The organism is Corynebacterium bouchesdurhonense, assembly GCF_900078305.2.
Lineage (GTDB): Bacteria > Actinomycetota > Actinomycetes > Mycobacteriales > Mycobacteriaceae > Corynebacterium > Corynebacterium bouchesdurhonense.
This window is the reverse complement of record NZ_LT546028.1, coordinates 249,315-263,129: the sequence shown is the minus strand read 5'-3', so window position 1 is coordinate 263,129 and position 13,815 is coordinate 249,315. Positions and strand designations below refer to the sequence as shown.

At 67.3% G+C, this 13,815-nt stretch carries 10 protein-coding genes; 3 read left to right on the top strand and 7 right to left on the bottom strand.

Translation table 11 applies throughout. The annotated features are described in order from the left end of the window. The 4 genes from BN4252_RS06030 to BN4252_RS06015 form a co-directional block, all read right to left on the bottom strand. The gene (locus BN4252_RS06030; RefSeq protein ID WP_066527597.1) at positions 1-396 is read right to left on the bottom strand and encodes a (deoxy)nucleoside triphosphate pyrophosphohydrolase; all 396 of its coding nucleotides are present in this window, start codon (positions 394-396) and stop codon (positions 1-3) included. A gap of 82 nt (positions 397-478) precedes the next feature. Further along, complete coding sequence (locus BN4252_RS06025; RefSeq protein WP_066527595.1) at positions 479-1,471, bottom strand: L-lactate dehydrogenase; 993 nt, start codon at positions 1,469-1,471, stop codon at positions 479-481. A 76-nt stretch (positions 1,472-1,547) separates the two neighbouring features. Beyond that, the gene (locus BN4252_RS06020; protein WP_066527590.1) at positions 1,548-2,948 is read right to left on the bottom strand and encodes an amino acid permease; all 1,401 of its coding nucleotides are present in this window, start codon (positions 2,946-2,948) and stop codon (positions 1,548-1,550) included. 34 nt (positions 2,949-2,982) lie between these two features. Further along, entirely contained in the window at positions 2,983-4,332 is a 1,350-nt protein-coding gene (locus tag BN4252_RS06015) for a CitMHS family transporter (protein ID WP_066527588.1), read from the bottom strand. A gap of 146 nt (positions 4,333-4,478) precedes the next feature. On the opposite strand from BN4252_RS06015, the gene BN4252_RS06010 reads away from it, so the two are divergent. After that, on the top strand, positions 4,479-6,707 hold the full coding sequence (locus BN4252_RS06010) for a DEAD/DEAH box helicase (RefSeq protein ID WP_066527582.1): 2,229 nt from the start codon (positions 4,479-4,481) through the stop codon (positions 6,705-6,707). Positions 6,708-6,880: 173 nt separating this feature from the next. Here BN4252_RS06010 and BN4252_RS06005 read toward each other — a convergent pair whose 3' ends face one another. Genes BN4252_RS06005 through putP form a run of 3 tightly spaced genes read right to left on the bottom strand, consistent with a single transcriptional unit; the run spans position 6,881 to position 9,576 of the window. Then, positions 6,881-7,363, bottom strand: coding sequence for a hypothetical protein (locus BN4252_RS06005; RefSeq protein ID WP_066527577.1), 483 nt, complete (start codon positions 7,361-7,363; stop codon positions 6,881-6,883). Between the two features lie 35 nt (positions 7,364-7,398). Further along, on the bottom strand, positions 7,399-8,001 hold the full coding sequence (locus tag BN4252_RS06000; protein ID WP_066529223.1) for an HNH endonuclease family protein: 603 nt from the start codon (positions 7,999-8,001) through the stop codon (positions 7,399-7,401). A gap of 6 nt (positions 8,002-8,007) precedes the next feature. Further along, on the bottom strand, positions 8,008-9,576 hold the full coding sequence (gene putP / locus BN4252_RS05995; protein ID WP_066527575.1) for a sodium/proline symporter PutP: 1,569 nt from the start codon (positions 9,574-9,576) through the stop codon (positions 8,008-8,010). A gap of 168 nt (positions 9,577-9,744) precedes the next feature. Between putP and BN4252_RS05990 the strand changes: the two genes are divergently transcribed. Continuing rightward, entirely contained in the window at positions 9,745-12,879 is a 3,135-nt protein-coding gene (locus BN4252_RS05990; protein WP_066527568.1) for a DEAD/DEAH box helicase, read from the top strand. Continuing rightward, complete coding sequence (locus tag BN4252_RS05985) at positions 12,872-13,753, top strand: SWIM zinc finger family protein (RefSeq protein ID WP_066527566.1); 882 nt, start codon at positions 12,872-12,874, stop codon at positions 13,751-13,753. The genes BN4252_RS05990 and BN4252_RS05985 overlap by 8 nt, the downstream gene beginning before the upstream one ends. Positions 13,754-13,815: the final 62 nt, after the last annotated feature.

The following is a 13,815-nucleotide window of genomic DNA, read 5'->3' as shown; positions in this document are numbered from 1 at the left end:
CTATCCGAACCTCGAAACGACGAGGTTGACTGCCTCCACGTCGGCAGGCGCCCATTCGAGCGAGAGCAGCTGGCGAGGTTCCACCCACCGAAGCTCGGCGTGCTCGCGGGCTACTGGGGTCGAGTCATCCAGCGCGCAGTAGTACGTCGAGAGGTTCACCGTTCCGAAGCCGTATTCGTAACTTGTGGTGACGATGTGTTCGCCGACCTCGATGGCTACCCCGAGCTCCTCGCTGATCTCTCGGGCGAGGGATTCCTGCTTGGTTTCGCCAGCCTCGATCTTGCCGCCGGGGAACTCCCACAAGCCCGCCATGGACATAGCGGGGCCGCGTCGGGCAGCCAGGACCAGCCCGTCGCGGACGATGACGGCTCCAACGACATCGATGTGTTTCGCCATGCTGTTTAACTTAGGGGAAGCGGGGGAGGGAGGCGTCGATAAGCAAAAAGCCCCCCGGAGGAGGCTTTTGGGTGAGCGGAGACTAGTCGGTCAGGCCGGTGGATTCGACGACCTCGCGCAGGGTCTTGGCGGAGGCGTCGAACTTGGCAAACTCGTCCTCGGAAAGGCGGAGCTCGACTACGTTGCGCACGCCGCTGCGGTTGAGCACGGTCGGGGTGCCGATGTAGATGTCGCTGTGGGTGTACTCGCCGTTGACCAGCGCGGAGACCGGCAGGGCCACGTCCTCGTTGCGCAGGATCGCCTTGGTGATGCGGGCGAGCGCCGAGCCGATGCCGAAGGAGGTGTTGCCCTTGGCCTTGATGATGTCGTAGGCCGCGTCGCGGGTGCGCACAAACATCTCGTCGATCTTGGTGTAGATCTCGGGGTCCTGCTTCGCCTCGTCGTCGAGGATGCTCTCCAGGGGTACGCCGGCCACGGAGCCGGTGGAGATCACGGGCAGCTCGGAATCGCCGTGCTCGCCGATGATGTAGCTGTGGATGGCGGACGGGGCGATGTCGAAGTGCTTGCTGAGGTTGTGGCGCCAGCGGGCGGTGTCCAGCACGGTGCCGGAGCCGATGACCTGGTTGGACGGCAGGCCGGTCTGCTTCCAGGTGACGTAGGTGAGCACGTCCACCGGGTTGGTGGCCACCAGGTAGATACCGTTGAAGCCGTTGGCCATGATCTGCGAGTTGATGGAATCGAAGATCTTCACGTTGCGGGCCACCAGGTCCAGGCGGGTCTCGCCGTCGCGCTGGGCGACACCGGCGCAGTTGACAATGAGGGCCGCGTCGCGGCAGTCCTCGTACGTGCCCACGGAAACCTTGATGTTGTTGCCGCTGAACGGCACGGAGTGGCTGAGGTCCTCGACCTGCCCCCAGGTCAGCTCCTCGTTGAGGTCGATGATGGCCAGGTGGTCAGTCAAGCCCTGGTTCAAAAGCGCGTAGGCGTAGGCGATGCCCACGGCGCCTGCGCCGATGAGGACGACCTTGGTGCCCGGGGTGACGGGCTGCTGGTTCTGGTTGGTGGGGGCAGTCATCGGGTTCGTTCCCTTCTCTCCTCGCCGGCTACGCGGCAATGGGGTTCGTATTACCTACAAACCCCATCATGCCCCTTTACTTCCGATTGTGCGCGGAAGCCGCGGGCGCGACCGCCTTGTTCCGGCCCGTGATGAAGTACAGGGCCGTCATCAGGACCAGGAAGCCCACGCCGACCGCGAGCGCCAGGTGGTACTGCGGCAGCCACGCCATGATGCCGAAGGTGAAGAGGATGAACGCCACAGCGAACCACTGGCCGTAGGGCCAGAACGGGACGGGGAAGCGCAGGGCTTCGACCTGGTCGGGGGTCATGTTGTGTCGAGAAGCAAGGTGTGCGAGGAGGATCATCAGCCACACAAAGACGGTGGCGAAGGTTGCGAGCGCGGCGATGGTTTCAAAGACGTTGGGGAAGGCGGCGTTGAGCACCACGCCGAGGATGAGCACTAGCAGGAGGGACGCGGTGGTCATCACGGGGATGTCGCGCACCGTGCGGCTCATCGCCTTCGGCGCGAGTCCCTCCTTGGCCAGGCCAGTGAGGACGCGGCCGGTGCCGAAGAGGTCCGCGTTGATGGCGGACAGGGCCGCCGTGATTACGACGAGGTTGAGCAGGCCCGCGGCCCAGGACACGCCGAGGGTGGAGAAGATCTGCACGAAAGGGGACTGCTCGCCGTCGATGGTGCGCCACGGGTTGAGCATGAGGATGACCAGGATGGCCAGGACGTAGAAGAGCAGGATGCGCGCGGGGACGGTGTTGACGGCCTTGGGGATGGCCCTATCCGGGTCATCCGCCTCGGTGCCGGCCACGCCGATGATCTCCGTGCCGCCAAAGGCAAAGAGCACGAGGATGAAGGCGGCGATCATGCCCTGGACGCCGTTTGGGAAGAACCCGCCGTCATTCCAGAGGTTGTCTATGCCGGTGAGCTCCGGGTTCTCGCCGAGGTTGAACGCCAGGATGGCGGCACCGCCGAGGATCATGGCCACCACAGCGCCGACTTTGATAATGGTGAAGGCGAACTCCAGCTCGCCGAACCACCGCACGCTTGCCAGGTTGGCTGCGCCGATGACGAGCAGCGTGACCGCGATCCACACCCACGATGGTGTGGCGGGGAACCACAGCTTCATGTAAATGCCGATGGCGGTGAGGTCTGCCAAGCACACGATCATCATCTCGAAGGCGAACATCCACCCTGTGATGTAGCCGCCCAGGCCGCCCAGGTGTTCGCGGCAGTACACGGCGAAGGAGCCGCGCACGGGGTGGCGCACGCTCATCTCACCCAGGGCGCGCAGCATGAAGTACACCACCGCGCCGCCGAGGAGGTAGACCAGCAGCACGCTCGGGCCCGCGGCCTGGATGGCGCCGGCCGAGCCGTAGAACAGGCCGGTGCCGATCGCGGAACCGAGCGCGATGAAGTGGATGTGGCGGTGGGTGAGGCCGCGCGCACTCTGGGGCGGCTTGGCGGGTACGGCGGGGGAAGTCATCGGCCTGTGCACCTTTTGAGCATATCGGTACCGGTTAGGCGAAGAGGCCGAAGGCCCAGCCGCCGAGCACCAGCACCACCGAGAAGCCCCAGCACAGTGGGAAGGCGAGGCGGATGTACTTGCCCATCTCGCCACGGGCCAGGCCCAGCGCCAGCCAGAGGGCGGGGGAGAAGGGGCTGACGAAAGTGCCGATCACGTTGCCCACGATCATGGCGGAGGCGGCACCCATGCCGGAGACGTCGAAGGCCGCGGCGGTTTGCTGCACGATGGGCAACACGGAGAAGTAGTAGGCGTCCGTGGAGGTGGCCAGGTCCAGCGGTACGCCCAGCAGGCCGACGATGACGTGGATGTATGGGCCTACGGCAGCCGGCAGGATGGCGATCAGGGACAGCGCGATTTCCTCCAGCATACCCGTGCCGTCAAGGATGCCCAGGAACATGGCTGCGGCGAGGATGACGCCGGCCATGGATAGGGCAGTGGGCGCGTGGCGACGCAAGACATCGTTCTGGCCCTCCATGGATGGAAAGTTCAGCACGAGCAGCACCGCCGTGCCGACGAGGAAGGCCGGGGCCGGTGAGACCATGCCGGAGACGAGCAGTCCGATCAGGGCTAGGGTGATGATGGAGTTGGCCCAGGTGACCCACGTGCCCTGGCGCAGCTTCAGGTCCAGGCGGGCGCGCTGCTCAGCCTGGGTGCTGAGGAACTGGTCGGCGATCTCGTGCACATCCACGCGCCCCGAACTGCCGTCGGCGCCTCGGGTGCGGCGGCGCTCCACGATGCCGAACACCGCCGCGACGATGAAGACCATGACAATGGCCACGCCCTGCATCGGCAGCAAGTGCGCCCAGATCTCGTTGGGCGAGGGGCCGATGACGGAGCTCGCGCGGCCGACGGGCCCGCCCCACGGCAGCATGTTCATCACGGAGGCGGACAGGGCCACGATGGTGATCAAGGTGTATCGCGACAGGCCCATCGCCTCGTAGAGGGGCAGGAGCGCCGGGATGGTGAGCAGGAACGTGGTGGAGCCGGAGCCGTCCAGGTGCGCCACGATGGCGATCGCGGCGGTGCCGAGGGTGACGCGGACGACATCGCCGCGAGTGAAGCGGATGAGTTTGGCGATTACCGGGTCGAACAGGCCGACGTCGGAAAGGACGCCGAAGTAGATGATGGCGAAGATGAACATCACCACGACCTTCATGACGCGGTCGAGGCCTTCGAGGTAGAAGTCCGAGATCTCGGCCACGCCGGCGCCGGTGAGCACCGCGCCGATGATGGGGATGAGGGTCATGGCCACGATGGGGTGCGTCTTGCCCGTGAGGAGGAGGCCCACCGTGACCACGATGATGGTCAGCCCGATCAGGGTCAGCGCCAGCGATGAAGTCATGAGGTGCATCCTAAATCACAGTCACCGCTCGAGCATGACCGCGGTCATGGGTGGGGAGGTGGTGTGAAGGGGGCGTCGACAAGCAAACGTGCTCCCAAACCGAGAAATAGCAGAACAGCGGGCATGTGGCGTAGGGTGGCAAGGCAATGATGAATTCCGAAAACGCCACCGGCGGCGAAAATGAGCCGGATGTGAACATGTCGGAAAATCAGGAAAACCCGCAGGATGTCGCGGCCGAGCAGGCCGCAGAGGACACCAGGGATGCGGGAGCTTCTGATCTCACCGGCGCTGTGGATGCCGCAGCCAACGCCGAAACTGAAGAGACTGAGCAGATTCTGAGCGTCGCCGATGTTGTCGGTGTAACTGCTGACGAGCCGCAGGAGCCTGCTGCAGAAGAGGCCGAGCCGGCGGAGGAGGCCGAGCCGGCGGAGGAGACCGGCGACGACGCGCACGGGTTTGAAAACTTGGGCCTGCCCGAGCGGGTTGTGGACGCGGTGAAGCGCGTCGGCTTCGAGCAGCCCTCCCCGATCCAGGCGGAGACCATCCCGCTGCTGATGGAAGGCCGCGACGTGGTCGGTCTCGCGCAGACCGGTACGGGCAAGACCGCCGCGTTCGCGCTGCCGGTGCTCTCCCAGATCGACCCCAAGCAGCGCCACCCGCAGGCGCTGGTACTCGCGCCCACCCGCGAGCTGGCACTGCAGGTGTCCGACTCCTTCCAGTCCTTCGCCGACCACCTCGGCGGGGTGCACATCCTGCCGATCTACGGCGGCCAGGCGTACGGCATCCAGCTCTCCGGGCTGCGGCGCGGCGCTCAGGTGATTGTGGGTACGCCGGGCCGCGTGATCGACCACCTAGAGAAGGGCTCGCTGGATATCTCCAACCTGCGCTTCCTGGTGCTGGACGAGGCGGACGAGATGCTCAACATGGGCTTCCAGGAGGATGTGGAGCGCATCCTCGAGGACACCCCGGAAGACAAGCAGGTGGCCCTGTTCTCGGCAACCATGCCGGGGGCAATCCGACGCATTTCCAAGCAGTACCTCAACGAGCCGGTAGAGGTGACCGTCAAGAGCGAGACGCGCACCAACACCAACATCACCCAGCGCTACCTTTACACCGCGCACCGCAACAAGCTCGACGCCATGACCCGCATCCTCGAGGTGACGGAGTTCGAGGCGATGATCGTGTTCGTGCGCACGAAGAACGAGACCGAGGAGCTGGCCGAGAAGCTGCGCGCCCGCGGGTTCTCCGCGGCCGCCATCAACGGCGATATTGCCCAGGCGCAGCGCGAGCGCACCGTGGACCAGCTTCGCGACGGTCGGCTGGACATCCTGGTTGCCACCGACGTAGCCGCCCGCGGCCTGGATGTGGAGCGCATCAGCCACGTGCTGAACTACGACATCCCGAACGACACGGAGAGCTACGTCCACCGCATCGGCCGCACCGGCCGCGCGGGCCGTTCCGGCGAGGCCATCCTCTTTGTCACCCCGCGCGAGCGTCGCATGCTGCGCTCCATCGAGCGCGTGACGAACGCGACCATCGACGAGATGGACCTGCCGACGGTGGATGAGGTGAACGAGTCCCGCAAGGGCAAGTTCATGGACTCCATCACGGCCTCCCTGGAGGAGTCCGACCTGCAGGTGTTCAAGTCCATGGTGCGCGAGTACTCCGCGGCCAACAACGTACCGATGGACGATATCGCCGCGGCGCTGGCCACCCAGGCGCAGGCGGGCGACGAGTTCTTGATGAAGGAGCCGCCGAAGGACAAGCGCGACCGCCGCGACCGCGAGCGCTTCGACCGCGACGACCGCCGCGACCGGGACCGCGGTGGGCGGCGCGACCGGGACCGCTTCGACCGCGACGACCGCCGCGAGCGGGGCCGCGGCCGCTTTGAGGGCGACAACGAGAACTTTGACACCTACCGCCTCGACGTGGGCAAGCGCCAGCACGTGCGTCCGGGCGCCATCGTGGGTGCCCTGGCCAACGAGGGCGGCCTGAACTCCAAGGACTTCGGCCGGATCACCATCGGCGGTGACTTCACCCTGGTGGAGCTGCCCAAGAACTTGGACCAGGCGGTGCTCGACAGGTTGGAGGACACCCGCATCTCCGGCCAGCTGATCAACATCCAGCGCGACCACGGTGCGCCGCCGCGTGACCGCGGTGGCCGCGGCGATCGGGGCGGCCGCGGTTTCCGCGACGGCGACGGTTACCGCGGTGGACGCGGGGGCCGCGACGGCTTCCGCGGCGGACGCGGGCGCGATGACCGGGACGACCGCGGGCGTGGGGACCGAGGCGATCGCGGTGGCTACCGTGGCGGTCGCGGACGCGATGACCGCGATGACCGTGGCGGCCGCGGCCGCAGCTGGGACCGCGACTAGCTCCAGGACGGGCGGCGCCGGCGCCGCCGGTGCTGCTGGCACCGCTACAGCGCACGAAAAGAGCCGCACTCCCCGGGATCGTTTCCGGGGAGTGCGGCTTTTGCATGCACCGGGTGCGCGCGTGACGCCTGTTTGAGTGCGCTGCGTGAGGCCTGGTAGACTTGCGCGGCTTGTTAGGCCGGTGCCGGGATGAACATGAGAATCAGCACCAGGAACCACAGCAGGTTGAAGATGCCGGCGCCGGCTGCGGCCTGCGCCTTAGACTTCTCAAAGTTGCTGGTCACGTCGGACGGGTCTGCGTCAGCGGGATCGAGGGCACCGAGGGAGCCCATCAACTTGCGCTGCTGCGGGATGACCATGCCGTAGAGGATGCCCCACGCGATCACGGAGAGCACGATGGCGGTATGCAGCCAGTAGTTGGTCTCGTGGGTGTCCCAGTCGAAGGCCATGACCACGCCGCCGAGCAGCGGCACCAAGAGGGAGAGCATGCCGTAGGTCTTGGTGATGCGGTGCAGGACGGAGGCGCGGCCGGTGGATTCCTCACCGCCCGAGCGGGCCTTGCCGGCCTCCGCCGGGAACATGGAGGTTGCCACAACCACGGGCCCGAGCAGGATGATCGCTGCGGCGACGTGGAGGAAGGTAAAGAAGGTATTCATGTGTGCCTACTGTACGGCAGATGTGGGTAAAGCTCTCACCACACGCTGGAGGAGGTCAGCCCCCGCAAGCCCGCGCAAGAGCGGCGCATGACCTTCCTATCCGCGCGTGGCAGGGCGAGCTCGTACTTTGCGGCCACTTGGGCCAAGCGCCGCGAGTACGCGCAACGGTTGCGCCTGGCCGGGGGCATCCACTCGGACGGTAGGCTGTCGGACTTGGCCTGATTCGCCCGAGAGGACGTCACCACCAGGTTCAGCGGGTCATTGGCAAAGGCGAGGCGCTTCTCCTGCGGCCAGGCGTGCGCGCCCATGTCCCAGGCGGCCGCCAGCGGGTAGAGGTGGTCCAGCTCCACGTCGCTGGGCAGGAGGTCCTCGTTGGTGTACGGATCCGAGATCGGGGCGGCGCCCCACTGGGTGTACGGCACCGCGCACGGTTGCGCCCAAGCCTCGGCCATCGCGATCTGCCGGCTGTCGCAGCCGCCGGGGCCCTGGGCCCACCCCGGGCCGAAGGCGCGCTGGCGGTCGTACCCGGTCACGGTGAATCTGGTTTGGGCTACGGGGGCGTCGATAAGCAAAAGCCCCGTGGGGAACGGGGCAATTGCGGCGGAGCAGCAGATGAGAATGATGATGTAGCGCTTCACCACCAATTAGACGTTCGAAACACCTCCGTGGTTCCGCAGCGCCTCAGAAAAGGTGGATTCCGGGTGCGACACGGCGTAGTCGGTCACGGCCACGGCGCGGTCAAACTCCTCAACCACACCGGACTTCGGCTTGGTAAGCAGGGAAACCAGCACCATTGCGATGGTGGCGAAGGCGACCCCCGGCACGATCTCGTAGATGGTATCCGCGAGCGCCGGCACGGAGCCCCACACAAAGACGGTCACGGCACCGACCACCATGCCCGCGATGGCGCCGGGTGCGGTAAGCCTGCGCCAGTAGAGCGAAGCGACCACCACGGGCCCGAACGCCGCGCCGAAGCCGGCCCACGCGAAGCCGACCAGGCCCAGGATGGTGTCGGAGGGGTTGAGCGCCATGAGCATGGCCACCAGCGCCACCGCAACCACCATGGCGCGCGAGGCCAAGAGCAGCACCCGCTGGGAGGGCTGCTTGTTTGCAATGCGGTAGAGGTCCTCGATCAGGGCGGAAGAGGTGATGAGCAGCTGGGACGACATGGTGGACATGATCGCGGCCAGCACGGCGGTGAGGATAACGCCGGCGATCAGGGGGGGGAACATCAGGCGCGCGAGGTCCAGAAAGACCGTCTCAAAACCCGCCTGGTCCGTCACGCGCGCGGATTTCTGCGAGAAGTACACGGTGGCCACCAGCGCGGTGAACACGGCGCCGAGGTAGCAGATCAGCACCCACACCATGCCCGTGCGCCGCGCCTGCTTGGCCTCGGCGGGGGATCGCAGCGCCATGAAGCGGGTGATAATGTGCGGCTGACCGAAGTAGCCCAGGCCCCACGCCACGTTGCCCACAACCGTGGCCAGCGACACGCCCGCGACCATGTTGAAGTAGTCCGGGTTGCCCTCCGGCCAAGGGCCGTAGGCGTGGTTGGTGGCCCAGCTGAAGATGTCCCCGGGGTTGTCCAGCGCAACCAGGGCCATCACGGGCACGATCACCAGCGCCAGGAACATCAGCGCGCCCTGCACCACGTCGGTGTAGCTCACGGCGAGGAAGCCGCCGACGAAGGTGTAGAGCACCGTGATCGAGCCGACGATGAGCATGCCGGTGGTGTAGTTGCCGCCGAAGGTGGACTCGTAGTAGCGCCCGCCGGAGACCATGCCGGAGGAGACGTAGAAGGTGAAGAAGAAGATGATAATCAGGGCGGAGACCACGCGCAGCACGCGGGAAGCGTCGTGCGTGCGGTTTTCAAAGAAGCTGGGCAGGGTGATCGAGTTGCTGGCCACCTCGGTGTAGGAGCGCAGGCGCGGTGCGACCCATTTCCAGTTGGCCCAGGTGCCGATGAACAGGCCCACCACAATCCACAGCTCGCTGAATCCGGAGACGAACAACGCGCCGGGCAGGCCCATCAGCAGCCACCCGGACATGTCGGAGGCCCCGGCGCTCAAGCCCGCCACCAGCGGGTTGAGCCCGCGGTCTCCGAGCACGTAGTCGTCGTACTTCGCGGTCTTGCGCCAGGAGTAGAACCCGATGGCCACCATAAGGCCGAAATACAAGACGATGGCCAAAACCAGCCAGAAGTTCTCGCTCACGCGCGCAACCTCGTTTCCCTAGGTCCGGTGGCCGATGCGCGGCCAGTGCTGCAAATGGCTAGAGTTTACTGCATTGGGGCCTTGCTAAAACCCGCTTCACGCGCGAAATAAACGCTGTGTGAGGCTGTGTCGGGGTTAGGGTTGGGGGCCGGTGGTATAAGGAGGGGTATGCCTGATTACCTGTTGCACGGTCTGTGGTTGCCGCAGTCCGGCCTCAATTTGTGGATTGAGCAGGTCGAAGGCCACAGGGTGGTCACCCTCGAGCAGGTGCCTTCCGGCACCTTTCCGCCGATTGTGCACTCGCTTCTTAACGGAGCCCTGTTCGCGCAACGCAACCGCATCGAGCTGCAAACCCCGCGGGGCAAAACGGTGCACCTCCTCGCCCCCACTGTGGCGCTCGCGCCCCGCCAAGCCGTGGCGTTCCTCGCCGCGCTGGAGCCCTTGGATGCCGGCTCCCCGGCAGCCACCGCCTCGCAGCGCGCCGCGATCGCACCGGACCTGTACTGGCTGATCCGCATGTACCGCGGCCTGGACCGCTTCGCCTCCGCCGGGCGCGTGAGCATTCACGTGCCGCGCCGGGACGGGCACTGGTACGCGCAGTGGCAGCTGGGCACCGGTGTGGAGGAGCGCGGCTGGCTGGCGGAGATGACGGCCGCGGCGCCGGGTGTGCTGGTGGCCAACAACGCGGGCTTGAGCGAGGACATGGCCAAAACGCTCACGCACGACGTGGTGGCGGCCAAGCTGGAGTCCCTGGGGGCGGAGGAGCACATCCGCCCCCACGCGCAGCACGACTTCATCCGCTCCCTGCTCCTGGGCCTGCCGCTGCGCCGCGGCAGCGCCGCCCTGTCCAAGCGGGTGGGGGACTGGAACGGCTCGATCACCGCCGTGAACCTGCAGCTGGTGTTCATCGCCACCGAGCCGTACGAGGACGCGGACGGGGGCCCGGACGGGGGCGGGGCGCCGGCGATGTGGCCGGTGCGCGTCCAGGTGCGCTCGGGCTCGGACGCGCCGCGCCCGGTGCGCCAGCTGGATTATGACGGGCAGACCGCCCAGAAGCTGCGGGCCGAGCTGCAGCGCGCGCTCGCCGCCGCCGGCTCGGACCTCATCGACCCCGCCCGCCACCCGCGGCCCGCGCACGTGCCGGCGCCCGCGGACGAGGGGGACTGGGACATCTACCTCACCACGGACGAGATTGTCCGCTTCGCCACCACCGAGGCAGGGCGGCTGCGCCTGGCCGGTTTCGCGGTGATGCTGCCCAGGGCCTGGACCACCGCCCAGACCAAGGCCACGCTGAACGTGGCACGGCAGGAGAACCCGTACGATTCCTCCACGGTCAAGCACCTCGGCTTCGACACCCTCATGGCCTATGACTGGCGACTTTCGGTCGGCGGGGTGGACCTCACCGACGCGGAGATGGAACAGCTGGTGCGCTCGAAGTCCGGGCTGGTCAAGCTGCGCGACGAGTGGGTGCTGGCGGACACTGCAGAGCTCGCGCGCACCAGGAAATACATGGAGAGCCTGCACTCCCAAGCGCTGAAGAAGGCCAAGGCCGCGCTCGACGCGGCGGAGGTGCTCGCCGCGATGGCCGAGAAGGCGGGCAGCGCGGACGCGGCGGAGCTGGCCCGCGCAGCCGAGGCCGCCCGCGCGGAGTACGAGGAGCTTGCCGAGGCGGACGCGGCGGCGGCCGGCACCGTCAGTGCCTCGGACCTGCGGGAGCTTGCGCTGGACTCCAACGCGGACGCGGGGTCGGCCTCGCCTATCGAGTTCACGGGCTCGCCGTGGTTCTCCTCACTCATCGGAGGCGCGGAGAGCCCCGCGCCGGAGCGGGTGGAGATACCCGCAACCGTCAAGGCGCAGCTGCGGGACTACCAGCGCCGCGGGGTGGATTGGCTCTACTTCATGTCCAAGAACAATTTGGGGGCAGTGCTTGCCGACGACATGGGGCTCGGCAAAACCCTCCAGCTGCTCAGCCTCCTGGCGGTGGAGCAGGAGGCGGGCGTGGCCGACGGGCCGACGCTGGTGGTCGCGCCGACCTCGGTGGTGGGCAACTGGGCGCGCGAGGCGGGGCGCTTCGTGCCCGGCATGCGGGTGCTGGTGCACCACGGCGCCCAGCGCGCCAAGGGCGACGAACTGGTGGCCGCCGCGCTGGAGGCGGACCTGGTGGTCACCTCCTACGGCGTGCTCAACCGGGACGTGGCCGACCTGGCCCGGGTGTCCTGGAACCATCTCGTGCTCGATGAGGCGCAGGCGATTAAGAACGCGGGGACGCGAGCGTCGAAAAGCGCCCGCTCCATCCCGGCCCGGCACCGCCTCGCGCTGACGGGCACGCCGATCGAGAACAAGCTCTCCGAGCTGCGCAGCATCCTGGACTTTGTCAACCCCGGCCTGCTCGGCTCGCAGGCGTTCTTCCGCAACCACTTCGCGCGCGCCATCGAGCGCGGCCAGGGGGACCCGCTGGCGGAGGAGATGGGGGAGCGGCTGCAGCGGCTCACCGCGCCGTTCATCCTGCGGCGGCTGAAAACGGACCCGGCGATTATTGATGACCTGCCGGAGAAGGCCGAGCACGTCATCGGCGTGGACATGACAGCGGAGCAGGCGGCGCTGTACAAGGCGCTGGTGGACGAGATGCAGCGCGAGCTCGAGGTGCGCCGCGGCATGGCGCGCAAGGGGCTGGTGCTGTCGATGCTGACTCGCATCAAGCAGATCTGCAACCACCCGGCGCACTTTTTGGGCGACGGCTCGGCGGTGACCGAGAACGGCCGCCACCGCTCCGGCAAGGTGGAGAAGCTGGTGGAGATCCTGGATCAGGCGGCCGCGAGCGGGCAGCGGGTGCTCATTTTTACCCAGTACAAGGCCTTCGGCGACATCCTCCAGCCCTACCTTTCCAGCCGCTACGGCCGGGAGATCCCCTTCCTGCACGGCGGGGTGGGCAAGTCCGGGCGCGACGCGATGGTGGAGGATTTCCAGGCGGCCGACGGTCCGCCGGCGATGCTGCTCAGCCTCAAGGCCGGCGGCACGGGGCTCAACCTCACGGCGGCGTCCATTGTGGTGCACATGGACCGCTGGTGGAACCCGGCTGTGGAGAACCAGGCCACGGACCGGGCGTACCGCATCGGGCAGGATAAGGACGTGACGGTGTACAAGATGATTACCCGCGGCACCATGGAGGAGCGCATCCAGGAGGTGCTCGACGGCAAGCTGGAGCTCGCCGGCACCGTGGTCGGTGAAGGCGAGGGCTGGATCACCGAGCTGGACTCGGATGATCTGGCCACCTTGATCCAGTACAGGGGGCAGGATGAGTAAGCCGAACGACGGCCGGGGTGACCGGGACGGCCGGGACGGCCGGGACGATAACGTCATCTACGCCAACTTCACCACGAAGACGCGTGTGGCGTCAGCCGCGGAGACGGGCCCGTCAGTTGCTGGGGCGGTCCACCCGTCGCGCGGCGGCCTGAAAGATGCGGCGCGCGGGGGCCTGTCAGCTGCGGCGGAGCGGGTGGTCAACGCGGCGGCGAGCCAGACGGATGCCGGGCGGGTAAAGCGCGGCCGCGCTTACGCCGAGGGCGGCAACGTGGTTGCGCTCCGTCTCGGCGCGGGCCGCGTGGACGCGGAGGTGATGGGCAGCCAGAACGAGCCCTTTGCCACCGGCCTGCTCTTGCCCCCGCGCACACCGCAGGAGCTGCAGGAGGCGCTGCGCGCAATGGCCGCCCACCCCGGGGCGTCTGAGCGGGCGGCGCGCGGGGATTTCCCACCGGAGGTGCTCGACGCGCTGCTGGCGCCGGAGGCAGGAGACTTCCGCTTTTACTGCGACTGCCCGGATTCCGCCGCGGTGTGCAAGCACTCGGTGGCGCTCGCCGAGGTGCTCGCCCAAAACATCGACGCGGAGCCGCTCTCCCTGTTCACCTTGCGCAACTTGAGCCCCACCGTGGTGGAGGAGACGGTGCGCAGCAGCGCGCGGTCCTTGGCGCAGGAGAACGCGAGCGAGGGCTCGCCCTTCTTCTGGTCCGGGCGCGAGCTGCCGGACCTGCCGCGGCCGAAGGTGGCGCCGATGATCGACGATTCGGACACGGACCTTCTGCGGCACGCGCTGGAGACCGTCTCTTTCACCAACATCGACCTGCTGAACGCCGTGGCGGACATCGAGGACCTCTACGACCTGATGAGCGGCCGCGAGTAACCCACCCGGATCGTACGTGTGTTCGATCGGGTGGGGTGCGTGTGGGGCGGGGCTGGTAAAGG

Excerpts from the sequence above, each read along its gene's own strand:
- BN4252_RS05985 (WP_066527566.1), top strand. The coding sequence starts at position 12,872 with ATGAGTAAGCCGAACGACGGCCGGGGTGACCGGGACGGCCGGGACGGC.
- BN4252_RS06020 (WP_066527590.1), bottom strand. The coding sequence starts at position 2,948 with ATGACTTCCCCCGCCGTACCCGCCAAGCCGCCCCAGAGTGCGCGCGGC.
- BN4252_RS06010 (WP_066527582.1), top strand. The coding sequence starts at position 4,479 with ATGATGAATTCCGAAAACGCCACCGGCGGCGAAAATGAGCCGGATGTG.
- BN4252_RS06015 (WP_066527588.1), bottom strand. The coding sequence starts at position 4,332 with ATGACTTCATCGCTGGCGCTGACCCTGATCGGGCTGACCATCATCGTG.
- BN4252_RS06005 (WP_066527577.1), bottom strand. The coding sequence starts at position 7,363 with ATGAATACCTTCTTTACCTTCCTCCACGTCGCCGCAGCGATCATCCTG.
- BN4252_RS06025 (WP_066527595.1), bottom strand. The coding sequence starts at position 1,471 with ATGACTGCCCCCACCAACCAGAACCAGCAGCCCGTCACCCCGGGCACC.
- BN4252_RS06030 (WP_066527597.1), bottom strand. The coding sequence starts at position 396 with ATGGCGAAACACATCGATGTCGTTGGAGCCGTCATCGTCCGCGACGGG.
- BN4252_RS05990 (WP_066527568.1), top strand. The coding sequence starts at position 9,745 with ATGCCTGATTACCTGTTGCACGGTCTGTGGTTGCCGCAGTCCGGCCTC.